The following is an 18,266-nucleotide window of genomic DNA, read 5'->3' as shown; positions in this document are numbered from 1 at the left end:
AACCGCCCGCAAGCGGTTGGCAGGCTTTGCTATGATCGCGCTGTTTTACGCGCTGCGAAGCGGGTCGGCGCAGCGTAGAACGACGATGCCCGGTTCAAACCGGCACGCTAGCTCTCTCCTTCCTCGATACCTCGCACCCCATGACAGAAACCATTCTGCTGACCGGCGCCACCGGCTACATCGCCTCGCACACCTGGGTTGAACTGCTGGATGCGGGCTACCAGGTGATCGGTCTCGACAATCTCTGCAACAGCAGCTCGACCGTGCTGTCGCGCATCGAGCAGATCACCGCCAAGACGCCGAAGTTCGTGCAAGGCGACGTACGTGACCGCCGCCTGCTCGACGACCTCTTTGCCAGCTCGCGCATCTCGGCGGTCATCCACTTCGCGGCGCTCAAGTCGGTCGGCGAATCGGTCCAAAAGCCGCTGGCCTACTACGACAACAACATGGGTGGCTTGGTGACGCTGTGTGCCGCCATGGCGCATGCGAATGTGCGCCAGCTGGTGTTCAGCTCGTCGGCAACGGTGTATGGCAACCCGCATACCGTGCCGATCACCGAATCGTTTCCGCTCTCGGCCACCAACCCGTACGGCCAGACCAAGGTGATGGGCGAGCAAGTGCTGCGCGATCTGGAGCTTTCCAATGCGGCGTGGCAGATCGCTTACCTGCGTTATTTCAATCCGGTGGGCGCGCATCACAGCGGCCTGATCGGCGAGGACCCGCGCGGCATTCCCAACAACCTGATGCCGTATGTGGCACAGGTGGCGGTGGGCAAGCGCGAGAAGCTGTCCATTTACGGCGGTGATTGGCCAACGCCTGACGGCACTGGCGTGCGCGACTACATCCACGTGGTGGACCTTGCGCGCGGGCACCTGTCGGCGCTCGACACACTGCGTCGCGATGGCCGCGGCTTTACCGTCAACCTCGGCACGGGCCGCGGGTATTCGGTTCTGGAAGTGGTGGAGGCCTACAAGCGCGCCAGCGGCAAGCCCGTCCCGTATCAGATCGTGGACCGCCGCCCCGGCGATATTGCAGCGTGCTATGCCGATCCGGCACTGGCGGCGTCGCTGCTGGGGTGGCGCGCGCAATACGGCATCGAGCGCATGTGTGAAGACTCGTGGCGCTGGCAGAGCATGAATCCGGACGGCTTTCAAACCCGTGGCTGATTCATCGAACGGCTCGAACCCACAGGAGACGCCCCGTCGTGGATGAGGCGTTGATCGCTGACCTGGTCAATACGCTGGCGCATGCGTTGTTGCCTGCATTGCTGCCATTTGTCGTGGCCTGCGGTGCGGGCAGCTTGCTATTGCGTTTGCTCGATGACTTGCGCAGCGCTACCGCGTCGCGCACGCGCGTGCCGCTGGTCATGACAGCGCTGTTTGCCGCGATCGGGCTGTGGGCCGTGCCGCTGCTGCCGCTGCTTGCCCGTTGGCCGCTGCACGAAGACACCGCCGTGCTTGTGATGACGCTGGCTTCGTTCTGCTGGAGCCTGGCCGTTGCGGCGCTGTGGTGCGTCCTCGGCGGCCGTGCGGGCATGGTGCGTGCGCTTTCGCTGGGTGTACTGCTGAGCGTGAGTGGGCCGGTGGCGGTGTTGCTGTTGGCCGGTGTAACGAGCTTCAGCACCACCGCATGGGAAGACGCAGGGCTGCTCGCTATCGTCATTGTCTTGTCGGCGGTGGCGTGCGCGGCGGCGCTGCAGTTTGCGCTGTCCGCGCGGTCAGGCGCGACGGGCGTGGCGGTGCGTCGCCCGGGCGTGAGCCTGTTTGTGAGCGTGCTGTTCGGCACCGCGTTGACGGCGGACGCGGTCTACACGGCGTCGCTTGCGGGTTCGTTTTCGACGTTCCCCGCCATGCCCGCCAATGCGCCGGCAGGGCTGCAGTTGCTGCTGGTGGTAGGGGCGGTTGCGACGGTGCTCGCGGCTTTGCTGCTGGGTTATCGGGATCGCGCCACGGGCGACACCGCGGCCGCCATCGCTGCCCGCGAAATTCGTCTGCGCAAGGAAACCGTTCAGGCACTCAACGACCTCGAGCAGAGCTACCGCCGCCGCGAAGCCGAACTCGTTGCGCGCCATCAACTGCTGTTGGACGGTGCAGACGTGGGCCTGTGGGAGTTCGACCTGGTGACCCGTGCCGCGCAGTTCTCCACGCGCTTTGCGGCCATGCTCGGCTACACGCTCAAGGAAATCGGCCCGAGCACCAGCGAATATCTCCGACTGGTGCATCCGGATGATCTGCCCATGGTGCTCAATCGCATCCAGGCGCATGTTGACGGCAACTCGCCGGCGTACGTGGCGGAATTCCGGATGCGGCACAAGGATGGCAACTATCGCCTGATGGCTGCGCACGGTGTCGCCGTGCGCGACGCCGGCGGCAACGCCGTGCGAATGGCCGGGTCGCATATCGAGATGGCCGTCAAGGTCATGAAGGTGGTCGAGGCAGAAGTTGCCGCGCCAGCTTCTTCAACCGTTGCGCAAGCGCCCGAAACGCTGCGTCGCCATGGCTTGTGGGAGTCGTGGTCGCCGATCGATTCTGCTGCGGCCGAGGCTGTCCCGGCTCAATCCGCGCCGACAGCTGCGCCTGCGCCGGCCAGCGGCGGCGCACTCCCAAGCATCAATCCCAACGCGTTGCGTTGAAGTCTCTTTCTCCTGCCTTTTACGGTCGACAGCGTCTTCCTGGGTACATGCCCTACTCAAGTTTTCCCTCCCCGCGTTCGATACCCCAAACAGAGCGCGTGTAATCGCGCCAGGGGAGCGCCGCGATGCACCTGTGCCTTGCGGACACAAGAAAACGCTTGGAGGGAAGGAAGATGAATCGACTCACGCTTCGTCAGAAGCTGTGGCTGCCGCTTGTCCTGAGTTGGCTGTGCCTGCTTGTCATCACATTGTGGAGTGCCTGGGGGGCGCGCACTGTGCGGATGGAGGAGCGGCAACGCGACCTCCAGAACGTCAGTGCGACGGCGTTCAGCGTCATCAAGGAATACGCCCAGCTGGCGCAGGAGGGCAAGATGACGGTGGACGAGGCCAAGGCCCAGTCCATCGCGCGCCTCAAAGACATGCGGTACGGCAGCGACGGCTATTTTTCGCTGTCGAGAACCGACACCGTGTCGGTCATGCATCCGATCAAGCCCGAGATGGTCGGCAAGAACATGTCTGGCGCAACCGATCCGGAAGGCAAGCATTTGTTCGTGGACATCGCGCAGACGGCCAAGGCTGGTGGCGGGTTCGTCCGCTATCTGTGGCCCAAACCCGGCAGCGACAAGGCCGAGCCGAAGCTGACCTACGTTTCGTACTACGAGCCGTGGGATTGGTCGATGACGACGGGGCTGTATATCGACGATGTGGATGCGGCGTTTCGCACGTCTTTGATCCAATCGCTGGGCTTGTTGTTTGGTATTGGCCTGCTGATGACCGTGGTGGTGGTGTCGGTCACGCGCGGCCTGCAACGTCAGCTGGGTGGTGAGCCGGCCTACGCCGCGGATATTGCTGCGCGCATTGCCAAAGGTGATCTGGCGTTGCGGGTGCAGACCCGTCCGGGCGATCGGGACAGCATGCTTTTCGCCATGTCTGAGATGCAGCAGCAACTGACCGGCACGATCAGCGACATCAAGAACTCGGCGGATTCCATTGCCAGTGCGACCAAGCAGATCGCCGCGGGCAATGCCGATCTGTCGCAGCGTACGGAGCAGCAGGCGTCTTCGCTGGAAGAAACGGCGTCGAGCATGGAAGAGCTGACCAGCATCGTGAAGCAGAACGCCGACAACGCGCGTCAGGCGAGCACGCTGGCCGTCAATGCCTCGGATATTGCGGTCAAGGGCGGCGAGGTGGTCGGTCGTGTGGTCGAGACCATGTCGGGCATCAACGAAAGCAGCAAGAAGATCGCCGACATCATCGGGGTGATCGAAGGCATCGCTTTCCAGACCAACATCCTCGCGTTGAACGCCGCTGTTGAAGCTGCCCGCGCTGGCGAGCAGGGTCGCGGCTTTGCCGTGGTGGCCGGCGAGGTGCGCAGCCTGGCGCAGCGCTCAGCGAGCGCGGCCAAGGAGATCAAGGAGCTGATCGGGGACTCCGTGGGGCGTGTGCAGAACGGGTCGGCGCTGGTGGAAGAGGCCGGTGTGGTGATCCAGGACGTCGTGACTGCCGTGAAGCGCGTGACGGACATCATGGGCGAGATTTCTGCGGCGTCTGAAGAGCAGAGCTCCGGCATCGAGCAGGTCAATCTGGCTGTGAACCAGATGGACGAAGTCACACAGCAGAATGCCGCGCTCGTGGAGCAGGCGGCGGCCGCTGCGCTGTCGCTGGAAGAGCAGGCGCAATTGCTGCGCACGGCGGTGGGGCGCTTCCAGACGTAACCGCGCGAATCTCTGCGAGGCAGAAATACAAAAGGCCGGCGAATTCGCCGGCCTTTCTCTTTGTGGTTTCCGGCGCGCCTCTTTGTGCGGGCTCGGAATGCTGCGCTGGAGGGCGCTGTTCAGGCGACCAGAAAATCCTCCATCTTCCGGCCCGCAGACAGTTCCTTGACCAGCCAGCCCGGACGCTTGCCACGACCCGTCCAGGTATTGCCATTGTTGTCGCGGTAACGCACCGGCACCTTGCGGCCGGCCTTTTTCGAGGCCACGGCACCCTTCGCACCAAAACCGAGGTCTTCGGCGGTCAGGCCGTATTCCACGATCTTGTGCTTGATTTCAGCGATCACCGTCGCTTGTTCATTTGCCCGGAGTTCATCGGCCTGGCGCTGCAGTTCAGAGATCTTCTGAACAATTTCCTTGTAAGTCGGCATTATGGATTCCTCAACTTTGCAATTGAAACATGGGCACGCTCCCCGTAGCCCAGGGCATTATAACGACTTTGCAGGTGAGAAATGAATTTCGTTAAGACCTCATGTCAATGGCGTGGATATTCTGCCGCACCGCGCTTTGCGCAAACCTGCATGGGGCCTGTGTTTGCGCGAGATGGCGAAGTCGTAAACATATGAACTATTACAAAGTCATTCGGCCGTATTGAAATCAACGCGCTGCGCAGCCAACGCAATCCCAACACAGCTTTTTCTTATGTGACTACTTCATTACTTCGGCAATCGCATCCGCGTGTCGCCGAAATATTTCCAAATATGAAGGTGAAAGGTTCCCGAAAGGTTCGGTTGAATGCATCAAAAAGGCGCATTTTCTGTGCCGCCTAATTCGATGTCACTTATTCAGGCGTACTGCGGCCCAAGTAAACCCTGGAAATCCTTGGCCGGCAGCGGACGTGCCAGCAGATAGCCCTGAACCTGATCGCACTGCAGATTCACCAGGGCCTGCATTTGCGCTTCGGTTTCGACGCCCTCGGCCACGACGGTCATGTCCAGCGAGTGCGCCATGGCGCAGATGGCGCGAATGATGGCCGCGGCCTCGGCCGGGTTGTCGTCGAGCGCCGAGACAAATGCGCGGTCGATCTTGATCTGCTGGGCGCGGAAGCGCTGCAGATAACTGAGGCTGGAATAACCGGTGCCGAAATCGTCGATGGCGACCTCAAAGCCGAGCGACTGAATCTGGCGGATGGCGGCAATGCTCTGGCCGGCATCGCGCATGGCCGCTGTCTCGGTAATCTCGAACATCAATCGATGCGCGGCCACCTGATAGCGGTGCAGGATCTGCGACAGGCGCTGCACGAGGTCGGGCTGCTGGAATTGCCGCGGCGAGAGGTTGACGGCGATGCGCTGCGGCGGCATGCCGATGGCATCCCAATGCATGATCTGGCGGCAGACTTCTTCGACCACCCAGTCGCCCAGTTCGACGATGGTGCCGGTGCGTTCGGCCAGCGGGATGAATTCCGCCGGCGACACCGGGCCCAGCTCCGGATGGTTCCAGCGCAGGAGCGCTTCAGCACCCGTCATGGCTTGCGTGCGCGCATCGTACTTCGGCTGGTAATACACCGAGAGTTGCCCGTTGAGCGCCGCGTGCGAAAGCGCGCGTTGAATCTGCAGCACACGGTGCGCAGTGGTGTTCAGGCGCGGCTCGAAGAAGCGGTAGGCGTTGCCGGTCGACTGCTTGCAGTCGAACATGGCCGTGTCGGCATGTTCGAGCAGCGCGTCAGCGGTGGCGCCGTTGTGCGGATGGACAACGACGCCAATGCTGGCGGTGGCGCGCAGTCGCCGGCCTTCCACTTCCACCGATTCGCGCAGGCGGAACAACAGCTTGTCGCCGATCGTCGCTGCGGCCTCGGGCAGCGCCAAGCCTTCCACGAGGATGCCGAATTCGTCACCGCCAAGGCGCGCGACGGTGTCTTCGCCGCGAATGGTCTGGCGCAGTCGCTCGGCAATGATTTGCAGCACGCGGTCGCCGGCGTTGCGGCCGTACTGGTCGTTGATCTGGCCGAAGTTGTCGAGGTCCAGGTAGAAGAGGGCAAATGGTCGGCCGCGCCGCGTGGACGACAGGATTGCGGCCTCGAGCGCCTCGCGCAGATGCAGGCGGTTCGGCAGGCCGGTCAGGGTGTCGTGCAGCTGGGGCCGGGGCGTCTGATTTGCCACGCGCGCCAGCGATGCTTCCAGATGCGCCTGCGCCGAGTCGATGCGGGTTTCAAGCATCATCAGCACCGCATGCAGGCCCAGCGCGACCAGCACGCCACCGGCGCTGAGCATGATGACTGGCACGGTCTGCGTCATCGAAGCGTCGGCTGGCCATGCCGCGGCACACGGCCACAATACGAGCGACAGCACGGCGGTGGTGGCCAGCACGGCGGCGGCGCGCGCGCGCAAACCGACAGCGGCGCGACGCTGCGCCGGCGGCATATGAAACGCCATGCACACCGCCAGACATACGCCGGCGCCAAGGACGAGCGTGCCGCCGCCCCAGCCCAGCAGCGTGCGGCGCAGGGACAAGGCGTCGTCATGCACCCAGGGGCGCGTCAGATACAGCTCCATCGTCAGCAGCCCGATGCCCAGCGCCACGGCGCCCATGGCAATGCTGCGTCGTTGCGGAACCTGTGCGCCGCTGGCAGGCGACGAGTCCGGCAACACAATGGAGAAGACCGCCAGCGATGCTGCCAGCGCCGTCATGAGCGTCGCCGCAATCGGCGCGGATATGGGTGTGCCGACCTGCCGATGCAGGCCAAGCTGGCCGAGCCAAAGCCCGGACCACAGCCCAATGCCAAGAATGGCCGCGCAGGCGATGCGCCAGTTGCGGCGTTTTGCGATCGTCGAGCCCCCCGGCAGACGTGTCGCAGCGTCAAGTGCGGCAAACGTGGTCAGCCCCGTGCTGACCCACGCAAACAGCAGCAGCGCAATATGGAAATCGTTATGCATGCGAGCGCATCCGGCGCGGCCCCCCGATCTACGACCGGCGCCTAGTCTGTGTTTTGCGGCGAGGATAGCGCAAAAGCCTGTCGTTTCAGGCCGCGAAAAAGCGCGTTTGTTGTGCGCTATTCACAGAATGTGTCGGGATCATTCGCCGCAACCGTCTCGTATCGAGCCGGCATGACGGCGCCACGCCTCTCTAGAGGGATCGGCAGAAATTGCGGAAACGTGACCCGGGTATACGCGGATGGCCCGACGCCCGTGATTGGGCGTCGGTGGTCAGGCGGGGTGGGGCGGGAAGTTGGCCGTGAGGTCAGGCATTCAGCCGGCCGCGTCGACGTGAAGCCGGCGTGGCGGCGCCCGCACGTTCCAGATCGACGCTGGGCAGCAGATGCAGCAAGCGCACAAGTTCAGACTGGCGATGTGTGCCGGTCTTGCGCAGGATGTCGCGGATGTGCACGCGCACCGTATGCAGCGAGAGGAATTCGCGCTCGGCAATTTCCTGCAGCGTTTCGCCCGCAGCCAGCCGGGCAGCGACGATGCATTCCTTGTTGGTCAGTCCGAAGAGCGATGCGAGCACGCCGGCGTCCATGACGGAGCGCGTCTCGGAGTTGCCGACCAGCACCAGCGCCAGCGGCGAAGCCCACGTTGAACGCATCGCATCGGAGGGGGCAAGCGGGGTGGCAATGAAAGGCACCGGACGCCCATCGCGCGCCAGATACATCCACGAACCAGCCGCGCCTTGCACGCCGAGCGACCCGGCGGCGCGTTCGATGAGGTTGCGCAGCGCCGCGTTGTGCGTGTGGTCGGCAGAGTGCAACATGCTGCCATCCAGCGACAAACGGTCGTCTTCTGCCGTCATCGTGCGCGCCCACGCGTTGGCGTATTTCACGCGCATGGTGCGTTCGATGACCATCACGCCAAAGTCGAGCGTATCCAGCCCGGCCATGCCGACCGCGGCAAGTTCGTTCAGCTCGAGATTGCGCTGCTGCATGCGCGCGGCCCGCTGCAGGTGGGGCAGTACGCGCTGCAGGCGCGACTCGCGCTCCATCGCACTCACTTCCGATGCATCGTCGTCGCGCGTGCGCAGTCGCATCGTGACGCGCATGTCGGGCGTGTCGATGAGGGTGACGGCCGCCGAAGCGTTGTCATCAGAAGCAGCGGCACTGATCAGCTGCGGATCTTGGCAGAAGGCGTTGCAGTGGCCCGGTTGCGGGCAGTGCTGGCACCAGCCCGACGAAACGCCATGACGCGGCGTGTCGGTGTGCTTGTCCCAGACGAAATAGTGAGCGCTTTCGGCGCCGGCGTAGACGGAGAGCAGGGCCAGGGCGATCGGCATCTGCGCAGGCTCAAGTACCGCCTCGTAAATGGTATCGACGAGTCGATGGAACTCTGCGTCATCCGATAGACGTTGCAGCATGATGGCCCCCGGTGCGTATTTGCGACAGCTCAGAGTGCAATCCCTTGCTGTCGGCGTGGTGCGGCGTGATGCCGCCGTCGCTGTAATGATTATTGTTGTTTTGCGCGACTTCTGTGGTAATCGGCAACTCTTTGGAAAAACTTAACATTCCGCTTCTGATGCTCCCAAATTCGGACGGTGCTGTATCCCCCTCCTAAGAGGGGAGTATGGGCGACTTTCAGCGCTGAAAATATAAATAATATAAAAAATTCCTACACATGTTCACGATGCCAGCGTGCGTCAGTTGAACTGATAGGTATAGGCAGCGTTGAACCGCAGGCTGCGGGAGCTGGAGTTGATCGGTTTGTCGCCCACGGGGCGCGCGATGGCCAGGTCCAGCGTGTAGTACTTCCGATCGGAGAAGCGCACGCCCAGCGCAATCGAACCGAGCTGGTCATGCACCAGCGTGCCGGCGTTCGAATAGACCTTTGCGGTGTCGTACAGCACGTAAGGCTGCACGGTCTTCAGATAATCCATCGAGACCTGGAACGCGCGGTTGATTTCCACCGAGGCGCCCCAGCCGCGGTCACCCGCCACTTCGCCGGCCGGATAGGCCAGGCCGAAGAAGCGTCCGCCAAAGCTGATCTGCTCCGACGATGGAAGCACCGCGCCGCTGTACTGCGCTGCCCCCGACACCACCACGCCAAAGCCCAGCGGCAAGTCGTGGGCTTCGCTGGCGGTGACGCGCGTGCGCAGGAAGCTCAGGTCGACGTTGTTGTTGGCGTTGGCCGAGGCGCCCTTGCCGGCGCCCAAGCTGTTGATGCCTTGGTACAAGCCCAACGACGCACGTCGGGTCTCGCCCGGGTTGACTTCGGTATAGAGAACCTCGGCACCGGCCACGCGGACTTTGGTATCCAACTCTGTCTGCGCAAAGCCCGGGTTTTGCGGTGTATAGCGCTGCTTGTCGTCGTTGCCGTAGAAGGTGCCCGTCAGCGTGAGGTTGCGGCTGTTCGACAGCAGTACCGGATAGCTCAATGACAAACCGAGCCGCTGCGTGTCCGTCAGATAGCGCGATTGATAACCCAGTTGTTCCAGCGGCAGATTCTCGGGCATGCCGCGATAGTGCGACCACGTCAGCTTCGCCAATAGTCCATCGGTGCCGATCGGCTGTGCCCACGTGGCGGAGTAGAACGTCTCGTGATCCGACCCGCGCGGTTGCAGGGTCGACACGGTGATCTGCTCGCCCAGCGGCGTCACGCTGTTCAGCGTGCCCGTGATGATGGCCCGCACACCCGGCGAGCGATATTCGACGCCCGTGCCGATGGTGTACGGCTGGCGCTTCACGTTCAACACCAGTTCGCTGGCGCCGTCGGTGGTGGTGGGCGGCTGCACGGTCGCGGTGATCTGCACACCGGGTTGCAGCGCCAGCACGCCGGTCACGCGCTCGAACGTTTCGCGGCGCAAGGGCTTTTCATCCATCAGGCGCTGCGAGATGTCGCGCAGGCGGCCTTCCAGCGGCCCGGGTGTCCCTTCGATCCGCATGCGCGCCACATAGCCTTCGACCACGGTAACGCGCACGACGCCGCCTTCAAACGTTTGTGCGGGCACAAAGGCAAACGACAGCGGGAAACCGCGGTCGGCATACAGCTTGGTGACCTCGTTGGCGGCCTGCAGGAGTTGCGCGACCGTGATGTCGTGTCCGGCCAGCGGTGCGAAATATGCGGCGACCTCAGGAAACGGCAGCGTCTTGACGCCTTCGATCTGGAACTTGGTCGGGGTGAGGTGCGTAGCGAGCAGATTCTCCAGCGCGGGATTCGGCCGCTGGACCTCGACCTGGATTTTCTGTTGGGGCGGACGGGATGTATCGACCTTGGGAAGCGTGTCGATCGGGTTGCCTTGGGTCGGGCTGCTCTGCGCCCAGCTCAGTGCCGGGCCGGTCAGTGCTACGCCTGTGGCCAGGGCCAACCGCATGGTGGTGGTCCGCACGCCTGTCTCCTCCGTGGTATTCGTTTGTGGTGTCGCGAAGCCGTGCAGCCGCGCGTTGGATCAAACGATAACCGCGAGACATGGTGCTTTACAACAAGACACATAGAGGGAGCGTTCACGCGACGCAACGGCCAAGGTTGATACCGATGGTGCGCAGGTGCGTGCCAGCGAGCCCAATGACCATGCCGCATTGCGCGGCATGGTCTGTTTGAAACGCGACAGCGGCGGGCCGGCGTGGTAGCCGGTCCGCCGCTGCGTGGACGCTCGATCAGTGGTGCGTGCCGCCCAGCACGCCGCCAACCGTACCCAGCAAGCCGCCCACCGCGCCAGTCACCGGCGACAGCGGCGTTGCTGCACCGGCCGACGTCAGGCCCGTGCCCACCGTGGTGACCACCGTGCCAACCGGTGCCGTGATTGCGCTGACCGGGCCCAGCGGATTGCCGGCGCCGCCTGCTGCACCACCCAGGCCGCCGAGCGCGCCGGTAATCGGGGCGAGCGGGCTGGAGCCACCCGTCGCGCCACCGAGGCCGCCGAGGCCACCCAGCAGACCGGTGACCGGAGCGAGCGGGCTGGAGCCGCCTGCGCCACCCAGGCCGCCGAGAGCACCAGTGATCGGCGCGAGCGGATTGCCGCCGCCTGTCGCGCCGCCGAGACCACCGAGCAAGCCCGTGATCGGAGCGAGCGGGTTGGTACCGCCAGTGCCACCCAGACCGCCCAGTGCGCCGGTAATCGGGGCGAGCGGGTTGCTGCCGCCAGTCGCGCCACCGAGACCGCCCAGCAGACCGGTGATCGGCGCCAGCGGGTTGCCGCCCGATGCCGTGGGCGAGTACACCACGCCGCCCAGCGCGGCGACCGTGTTGCCCGTGGCCGTGACCACACCACCCAGACCGCTGACCACCGGAACATTCGCCGCGGTGAGCGTGGTGCCGCCCTTGGCAACGGCCCCGCCAACCGTACCCAGCAGCGTGTTGACCGGCGAACCCAGGCCGGTGGCCGCGCCCAGCGTCTGCGTACCGCTGGTGACCTGCGAAGTCAGCGGCACGATGGCCGTGCTCAGTTGCTGCGTAAGTTGTTCCACGGGGCCGGTCGAGAGGGCCGTGCCCAGCGTGCCGCCGCCGTTGGCGACGGCTTGGCCGATCTGCGTGACCACGCCTGCCAGCGGTGTCGTCACCGGGGCCAGCGGTGCCAGCGGGCCGGTGCCCAGGTTGTTGACCAGCGTGCCGGCGCTCGTGACGGTGTTTCCGGCACCGGACACCACATTACCGAGGCTGGAAACCGTGGTGCCAACCGGATTGGCGTTGCGGCCGATGCTGCCCAGCCCGTTCTGCACGCCCGTGCCCAGCGCCGAAACCGTCGCGCCGGCGTTTTCGACGACGCCGCCCAAGCCGCTTTGCACACCGCTCAGTTGCGAGGGCAGCGGCGCCGTTTCGATCGTCTTGCCAAGACCGGTCACCGTCGAGCCGACGCTCGTGACAATGCCGCCCGTATTGTTGAGGACAGCGCCGGTCGGGGTCAGCGGCGCGGGTGCCGGGGTCGGAGTCGGGCTCGGGGAGGGCGACGGAGACGGCGAGGGGGAAGGCGACGGCGAGGGGGACGGGGACGGAGCCGGGGAAGGCGTCGGCGTCGAACCGCCACCGTTGTTATTCGAGCCGCCGCCGTTTGAACCGCCCAGCGAGCTGCCGAGGTCGCCGGAGCCGGAGCTGGCGCAACCACCCAAAACCAACAGGCTTGCCATGGTGGCGGCCAGGCACTTGATGTTCTTATTCATGATGGATCTCCCGTTTTAAAAGTCCGCTTTAGTCAGCAGGAAAATGTCTCACTCTCGCTGTGAGGTGGCCGGACTCTGCAAACGGTGTGCCATGTCTTGATTATTACGCAATGCGTAATGAGGTATCGGAATTTGCCCGCGTTATCCCAATAAAAATGAAGAAACTGTGGAAATTAACCAGAATGCGTGATTTACATACCCTACCAAAGTGGGGGTGAAACGTTTGCCTGCGGGGTTATGTTGGGAACGAATATGTTCCGTGTCACGTTACGCCGTAACGTCCAGAACACGGATTTTGATGGCGTAACACTATGTTTGGCGGGTGGGGTAACACCTGATGCATCGCCCACAAAACCAATAAACAGGCCGGTCTCCGAAATCCGAGTCATGTTTCTAATGCACCTGGCATGCCCTTTGCAGAATGTGGCCCGCAGTCCGCAGTACCGAGCTCAGACATCAAGACACATCATTCCAAGAAAGGGACGGACCATGACTCACATTCGACACTCCATTCGCGTTGCGCCGTTGGCCTGCGCTGTTGCCGCTCTCATGTTGGCGGCTTGTTCTTCGGGAGGCTCCGGCTCGGGCAGTTCGCCCAATCCGAGCCCGAACGATACGACGGGCGTGACGCCCATCGGCAAGGTCGCAAACGGCACGGGCAACACCGTTGTGGCGACCGGCCAGGCGGTCAGCAGCCTGGGTTCGACGCTTCAGAACGCAAACATTCCGGGCCTGTCCGATCAAGCCAAGGCTGGGCTGGGCGGCACGGTGGACAACGCCGGCAAGGCTGTCAGCGATCTCGGTCTGGGCATCCAGACCGGCATTGGCAAGATGGGCCAGAACCCCAATCCGATCGGCACGACGGTGGCCAGCACCGGCAATGTCGTGACGGATCTGGGTCAGGCCACGGTGAGCGCCGGCTCGCTGGTGCAGGGCCTCGGCCAGGGCTCGGGCGCGCCGCTGGCGCCGATCACCCAGCCTGTGGGCGGCGGCGTTCAGCAGGTCGGCCAGGCGCTGATTGGCGGCGGCACGCTGCTGGGCAGCGCGCTGTCCTCGGGCGCGGTTCAGCAAGTGACGCAGCAGCTGAGCACGGCCATCGTGCCGGTTACCACGCAAGTCAGCGGGGCGACGCAGATGGTGGGCGATGCCACCGGCTTGGGCGGGGTTCTGAACAACCTGTTGGGCACAGTAGGCGGCGGCGTCGCCGGCGCGGGCAACACCATCACCGGGACGGGCGTGCCGGTGGTCTCGAACCTGGGTCCGGTCGTGACGTCGGTCGGCACGACCGTCGCCGCAATCGGCGGTGTCACCACGGCCGGCGGCTCCGCCGGCAGCAACCCGCTGGGCGGCCTGCTTGGCGGCGTGGGCGGCAGCACCGGCGGCAGCAACCCGCTCGCCCCGCTGACCGGGTTGCTGGGCGGCGCCTCTGGCGGCTCGAATCCGCTGGCACCCGTGACCGGCCTTCTGGGCGGCGCAGCCGGCGGCAGCAACCCGCTGGCCCCTGTGACCAATCTGTTGGGCGGTGCGACGAGCGCAGCCGGCGGAGCCTCGGGCGGCAGCCCACTGGCTCCCATTACCAACTTGCTGGGCGGCGTTGGCAGCCTGGCGCACTGAGCAGTACCTGTCTGTGCTCTTGAAGGTGCGCGGGCGTGTTCCCGTCGCTCGCGCATCCTTTTTTTGTCTAGACAGAAATGGGGAGCGTTCAGACTGACCCCGAGGATTAATGGGAAACCCGTCCAAATAATCAGTTTGGTCTGAGGTTCATTAGGGGATTTCCATTAGCTTTCAGAGGGTTGGCGCGTCTTTAATAAAATTAAATAGAGACTTCACTCTAATTTGGGGCAAGTACCTCAGTTGAGTTATTTTGTTTGCGGCGCCGCACGCCTATAAAGTTGTTACGGGGTGTTACGTGACATACGTGACACGCCGGGAAAAAATAGATGCCCATGGGGTGGGTGTGCGGTGATCATCGGGCGTGTTCGGGACATTACGCTCGGTGAGGTTTGAATTTCGTTCCATTAGCGGAACGGCGCAGGCGGCAAGAAAATTTTGCTGTTTGTGTCATCGCAGTAAATCCCCATGCGTTTTATCCGGTATTAGCAAATATGAACTGGCTAAGGTTGGAGCGCCGAAAGCTGGTCGAGATCAACACATCCGCGGGCGAGTGCAAACAGGAGAGAGAATCATGAAAAACGCCGTTCTGAAGTTCCTTCGCGACGAACAAGGTGCCACTGCCGTTGAGTACGGCATGATCGCGGGCCTGATCGCAGCAGCGATCACGGTCATCGTCGGCAAACTGGGCACCCAGCTCAACACCGTGTTCACGAACATCTGCAAGGCCGTCAACAACAACACCGCGTGCTAGACCGCTGGTACGGCCAGGCAGATACCGCTGGCTGGGCGAGTGTCGTAGTTCTCGCAGTTCTGGCTATTACGTGGGACTTCCGCGCGCGGCGCGTGCCGAACTGGCTCGTCGCTGCCGGCGTGGTGCTGTCCATCGTGCTGATCAAGCTGGGCGGGGTCGAGGCACTTGCCTATGACTGGCAAGACTTCTGGCTTGGCGGGGTGATTGCATTCGCCTGTTTTCTGCCGCTCTACATGTTGGGCTGGATGGGCGCGGGCGACGTCAAGTTCTTCACGGTCGCCGGGTTGCTGGCCGGCTGGCACGGGCTCGTCGCAGTGTGGCTGGTCTCCAGTCTTATCGCGGGGCTGCATGGGCTCGCAATCTTGATGCTGCGCCAGTTTGATGTGTCATCGCCGTCGGCCTGGCTCGCGATGCGCATGTGCCCAGCGCTGGAGCGCTGGGACGCCGCACAGGCCGGACGCCGAGGTATTCCGTATGCAGCCTATATGGCGATCGGATTGCTGAGCCTGCCTTGGGTGCCCGCCACGATGCGGATGCCCTGGTTGCCGGGCATGTAGCCGGAAGATTCAAGCATTGAAGAAGAGCCGCAAAGCGGCCAGCCTATAAAAAGGAGTCGGCCATGCCGACATTGCGATGGGAACGGGAGGGTGCATACCTGCACCCAGATACGCGCAGGCCAGTAGCCAGCCGGCTTGCGCGACACAACAGCCGCGGTGCGGCTTCTGTTGAATTTGCCGTGGTCGTGCCGGTGCTGCTGGTGCTCATGCTGAGCATCGTGTACTACGGCGTGATCCTCGCCATGCAGCAGATGCTGACGCTGGCGGCTGAAGAGGGCGCGCGCGCCGCGCTGCGCTATCAGCCTTCCAATACCCAACGTGTCGCCGCGGCCTATGCGGCGGTTGCTTCGGTACTGCCTGCCTCGCTGAGCGCGCGGGTCCAGACCAATCAGAGCAGCACACCCCTGGTGAACTGCCAGAACGTGGCAGGCATGCAATGCCTGAGCGTGGTGCTGACCTTGCCCGTGACTTCCGGCAACACCCCCCTGCTGCCTGCGATACCCCTGCTGCCCGCACCCGCCACGCTGACGGGCTCGGCCGTCGTGCAGTTGGTCGCGGGTTCGTAAGCCCTTCCGGTTCGCTGATTCTCTTGATTGATCGCACCTGACATCGCACCCAAGATTGCCTAGACAGGCCGCCCAGATGACCAGCAAACATCTCCAGATTTTCGCCGCCGGACTCCTCCTGCTTGCCGCCATTCTTGGCGCCGTAGCGTGGAAGAGCGCGCATCGTGCGCCTGCGCCGGTGGCCGTGCAGCAAGACGGCAAGACCGTATATCCCGTGGTGATTACCGTGAAGCCGCTGGAAGCGGGCAAGGCCATCACCGCCGACCAGGTGGCCATCGAACGGTTGCCCATCAACCCGACGGATGCGTTTTCGGACGTCAGCAAGGTGGTGGGGCGCGAACCCGTCCTGCCGATTGGCGTGGGTGTGCCGTTGATCGCATCGCAACTCTCCGCCGGATTGGCTCAGCAGGTCGAGGCCGGCCAGCGCGCGGTGGCCATCAACGTGGACGAGGTGATCGGCGTGGGTAACCGCGTCATGCCTGGCGATTACGTCGACGTGTTTCTCGTGATGCGCAAGGACGGCCAGGAGATCGAAGACAGCCAGGCGCGCCTGCTGCTGCCGCACCTGCGCGTGCTGGCGTTCGGCCCGCTGGCCGTCAACGAAGGGCCGCAGAAGCAGCCGGAGAGCAACAACGTCACACGCAAGGTCGATCAAGCCAAGACGGCCGTGCTGGCCGTGCCGGTGGAGGCGGTCAGCCAATTGGCGATGGCCCATCAGAGCGGCCGTCTGCTGCTGGCGCTGCGCAACCCCGGCGACGACGCCGAACCGACCGTCAAGCCACAGGATGCCGCATTGCTGGCCGCCGCCAACCGCAACCCGATGGACGTTGCACAAGCCGGCGTGTCGATGGCCAGCCTGACGGGCTCGGCGCGCAGGCCCGTGGTTGTGCAGCCGCCGCTGCCTGCCGTTGCCGCAGCACGCACGACGGTGCGCAGCAGCACCGCCGGCACTGGTATCGAGATCATCCGCGCAGGAAAACGTGAGGAACAACATGACTGATGCCGCCATGGTTCGCGGTGGGATGGGCGTACTCGCGTTGGGCTGCGCTGCCTTCGTGTCGACCGCATGGGCCCAGACAGAACCGACCGGCCAGACGCTTCATCTGCTGACGGGAAGCCAGCGCGAGATTCGCCTGGGCAAGCCGCTGGAGCGCATTGCCATCGGCAACCCGGAGATTGCCGATGCGCTGTTGCTCAAGGGGCGCGGCACCGCCACGAGTGTTCTGATCATCGCCAAGAAGCCGGGCGCGGCCAACGTGATGGTCTGGACGCAAGGCGGCGTTGCGACGACCTACAACGTGCAGGTGGACGCCGCTGCGCCAGTGGCCGGGGACCCGACCGTGGTAGCGCAGGGCGATACCGCCGTCGTGTCGGGCCAGCCCAAGGATGTCTATGCGCTGAGCCGTGCGCGCCGCTCGGCCGCCGCGGCCAGTGGCGCCGAAAAGCCGAAAGAGGGCAACGTCATCGACACCACTTCGATGAACGTGCCGGGCACGGTGCAAGTCGACGTGCGGGTCGTGGAGTTCAGCAAGACGGTGCTCAAGGAAGCCGGGTTCACGTTCGGCCGTACGCGCGGCGGTTTCGATTTCCGCACCTTTGCGCCGTCGTCGCTTTCCAAGGTCACGTTCGGCTCCAACGGCTTGACGACCGAATCGACCATGCCCATCGGGTCGGCGTTCAACCTGCTGGTCTCGTCGGTCAGCAAGGGGCTCTTTGCCAACCTGAGCCTGATGGAATCGAACGGCATGGCGCGTGTGCTGGCCGAGCCAAGCCTCGTGGCCCTGTCGGGCCAGAGCGCCAACTTCCTGGCCGGCGGCGAGATTCCGATTCCCGTGCCGCAGGCCCTCGGGACCACCACCATCGAATACAAGCCGTTCGGCATCGGGCTGACGGTGTCGCCGACGATCCTGTCGGAAAACCGCATTGCCCTGAAGGTGGCACCAGAAGCGAGCGATCTCGATTTCAGCCGTGGCATCACGCTCAATGGCGCGACGGTGCCGGCCATCGTCACGCGCCGGGCCGATACAACGGTGGAACTGGGCGATGGCGAGAGCTTTGTCATCGGCGGCCTGGTCAGCCGGTCAACGCTGTCCAACATCGACAAGGTTCCGTTCCTGGGCGACGTGCCGATCATCGGGACGTTCTTCAAGCGGCTGAATTACAACCAGGAAGAGCGGGAACTCGTGATCATCGTTACGCCGCATCTGGTCAAGCCGATGGCACGCAATGCACCGATCGACAAGATGCTGCCGGGCCGAAGCGGCGGGCAGGATCGTGATGTCGCGGGCGAGCCGGTATGGCGGCCGTTTGCTCTGGGGGTGGCAGATCCGGCCACCATGCCCGGGTTCTCGAAGTAA

15 protein-coding genes are annotated in these 18,266 nt (G+C 63.9%); 9 read left to right on the top strand and 6 right to left on the bottom strand.

Annotation, left to right across the window (positions count from 1 at the left end):
• Positions 1-140: 140 nt before the first annotated feature.
• The 3 genes from galE to ABIC76_RS01335 all read left to right on the top strand — a co-directional run bounded on the left by galE (position 141) and on the right by ABIC76_RS01335 (position 4,347).
• Positions 141-1,166 carry a UDP-glucose 4-epimerase GalE gene (galE, locus tag ABIC76_RS01345; protein ID WP_354532714.1) on the top strand — a complete coding sequence of 342 codons (1,026 nt, stop codon included), beginning with the start codon at positions 141-143 and terminating at the stop codon, positions 1,164-1,166.
• A gap of 38 nt (positions 1,167-1,204) precedes the next feature.
• Positions 1,205-2,632, top strand: a complete 1,428-nt coding sequence (locus ABIC76_RS01340; protein ID WP_354532713.1) for a PAS domain-containing protein — start codon at positions 1,205-1,207, stop codon at positions 2,630-2,632.
• Positions 2,633-2,805: 173 nt separating this feature from the next.
• Positions 2,806-4,347 (top strand): methyl-accepting chemotaxis protein, encoded by a 1,542-nt coding sequence (locus ABIC76_RS01335; protein ID WP_102066290.1) that lies wholly within the window; start codon positions 2,806-2,808, stop codon positions 4,345-4,347.
• A gap of 119 nt (positions 4,348-4,466) precedes the next feature.
• On the opposite strand, the gene ABIC76_RS01330 is transcribed toward ABIC76_RS01335, so the two are convergent.
• From ABIC76_RS01330 to ABIC76_RS01305, 6 genes are all read right to left on the bottom strand, one after another.
• Positions 4,467-4,775 carry an H-NS histone family protein gene (locus ABIC76_RS01330; RefSeq protein ID WP_102066291.1) on the bottom strand — a complete coding sequence of 103 codons (309 nt, stop codon included), beginning with the start codon at positions 4,773-4,775 and terminating at the stop codon, positions 4,467-4,469.
• A gap of 414 nt (positions 4,776-5,189) precedes the next feature.
• On the bottom strand, positions 5,190-7,277 hold the full coding sequence (locus tag ABIC76_RS01325) for a putative bifunctional diguanylate cyclase/phosphodiesterase (protein ID WP_354532712.1): 2,088 nt from the start codon (positions 7,275-7,277) through the stop codon (positions 5,190-5,192).
• Positions 7,278-7,581: 304 nt separating this feature from the next.
• Positions 7,582-8,688, bottom strand: a complete 1,107-nt coding sequence (locus ABIC76_RS01320) for a helix-turn-helix transcriptional regulator (protein WP_354532711.1) — start codon at positions 8,686-8,688, stop codon at positions 7,582-7,584.
• Positions 8,666-8,836, bottom strand: a complete 171-nt coding sequence (locus tag ABIC76_RS01315) for a hypothetical protein (RefSeq protein WP_206274490.1) — start codon at positions 8,834-8,836, stop codon at positions 8,666-8,668. The genes ABIC76_RS01320 and ABIC76_RS01315 overlap by 23 nt, the downstream gene beginning before the upstream one ends.
• 131 nt (positions 8,837-8,967) lie before the next feature.
• A complete protein-coding gene (locus ABIC76_RS01310) occupies positions 8,968-10,653 on the bottom strand; it encodes a ShlB/FhaC/HecB family hemolysin secretion/activation protein (protein WP_354532710.1) in 1,686 nt (561 codons plus the stop codon).
• A gap of 268 nt (positions 10,654-10,921) precedes the next feature.
• Positions 10,922-12,421: a collagen-like triple helix repeat-containing protein gene (locus ABIC76_RS01305; protein ID WP_354532709.1), complete on the bottom strand. Its 1,500-nt coding sequence runs from the start codon at positions 12,419-12,421 to the stop codon at positions 10,922-10,924.
• Between the two features lie 489 nt (positions 12,422-12,910).
• Between ABIC76_RS01305 and ABIC76_RS01300 the strand changes: the two genes are divergently transcribed.
• The 6 genes from ABIC76_RS01300 to ABIC76_RS01275 all read left to right on the top strand — a co-directional run bounded on the left by ABIC76_RS01300 (position 12,911) and on the right by ABIC76_RS01275 (position 18,266).
• Positions 12,911-14,035: a collagen-like triple helix repeat-containing protein gene (locus ABIC76_RS01300; protein WP_354532708.1), complete on the top strand. Its 1,125-nt coding sequence runs from the start codon at positions 12,911-12,913 to the stop codon at positions 14,033-14,035.
• 571 nt (positions 14,036-14,606) lie between these two features.
• On the top strand, positions 14,607-14,786 hold the full coding sequence (locus tag ABIC76_RS01295) for a Flp family type IVb pilin (RefSeq protein ID WP_027679056.1): 180 nt from the start codon (positions 14,607-14,609) through the stop codon (positions 14,784-14,786).
• Positions 14,787-14,878: 92 nt separating this feature from the next.
• Positions 14,879-15,343 (top strand): A24 family peptidase, encoded by a 465-nt coding sequence (locus tag ABIC76_RS01290; protein WP_027679055.1) that lies wholly within the window; start codon positions 14,879-14,881, stop codon positions 15,341-15,343.
• A 62-nt stretch (positions 15,344-15,405) separates the two neighbouring features.
• Positions 15,406-15,909, top strand: a complete 504-nt coding sequence (locus ABIC76_RS01285; RefSeq protein WP_027679054.1) for a TadE/TadG family type IV pilus assembly protein — start codon at positions 15,406-15,408, stop codon at positions 15,907-15,909.
• 76 nt (positions 15,910-15,985) lie between these two features.
• Entirely contained in the window at positions 15,986-16,909 is a 924-nt protein-coding gene (gene cpaB / locus ABIC76_RS01280; protein WP_354532707.1) for a Flp pilus assembly protein CpaB, read from the top strand.
• Positions 16,902-18,266, top strand: a complete 1,365-nt coding sequence (locus ABIC76_RS01275) for a type II and III secretion system protein family protein (protein ID WP_354532706.1) — start codon at positions 16,902-16,904, stop codon at positions 18,264-18,266. The genes cpaB and ABIC76_RS01275 overlap by 8 nt, the downstream gene beginning before the upstream one ends.

Source organism: Ralstonia sp. 1138 (genome assembly GCF_040544795.1).
In the GTDB taxonomy this organism is placed as follows: Bacteria; Pseudomonadota; Gammaproteobacteria; order Burkholderiales; family Burkholderiaceae; genus Ralstonia; species Ralstonia flatus.
This window is presented reverse-complemented; position numbering and strand designations above follow the sequence as displayed.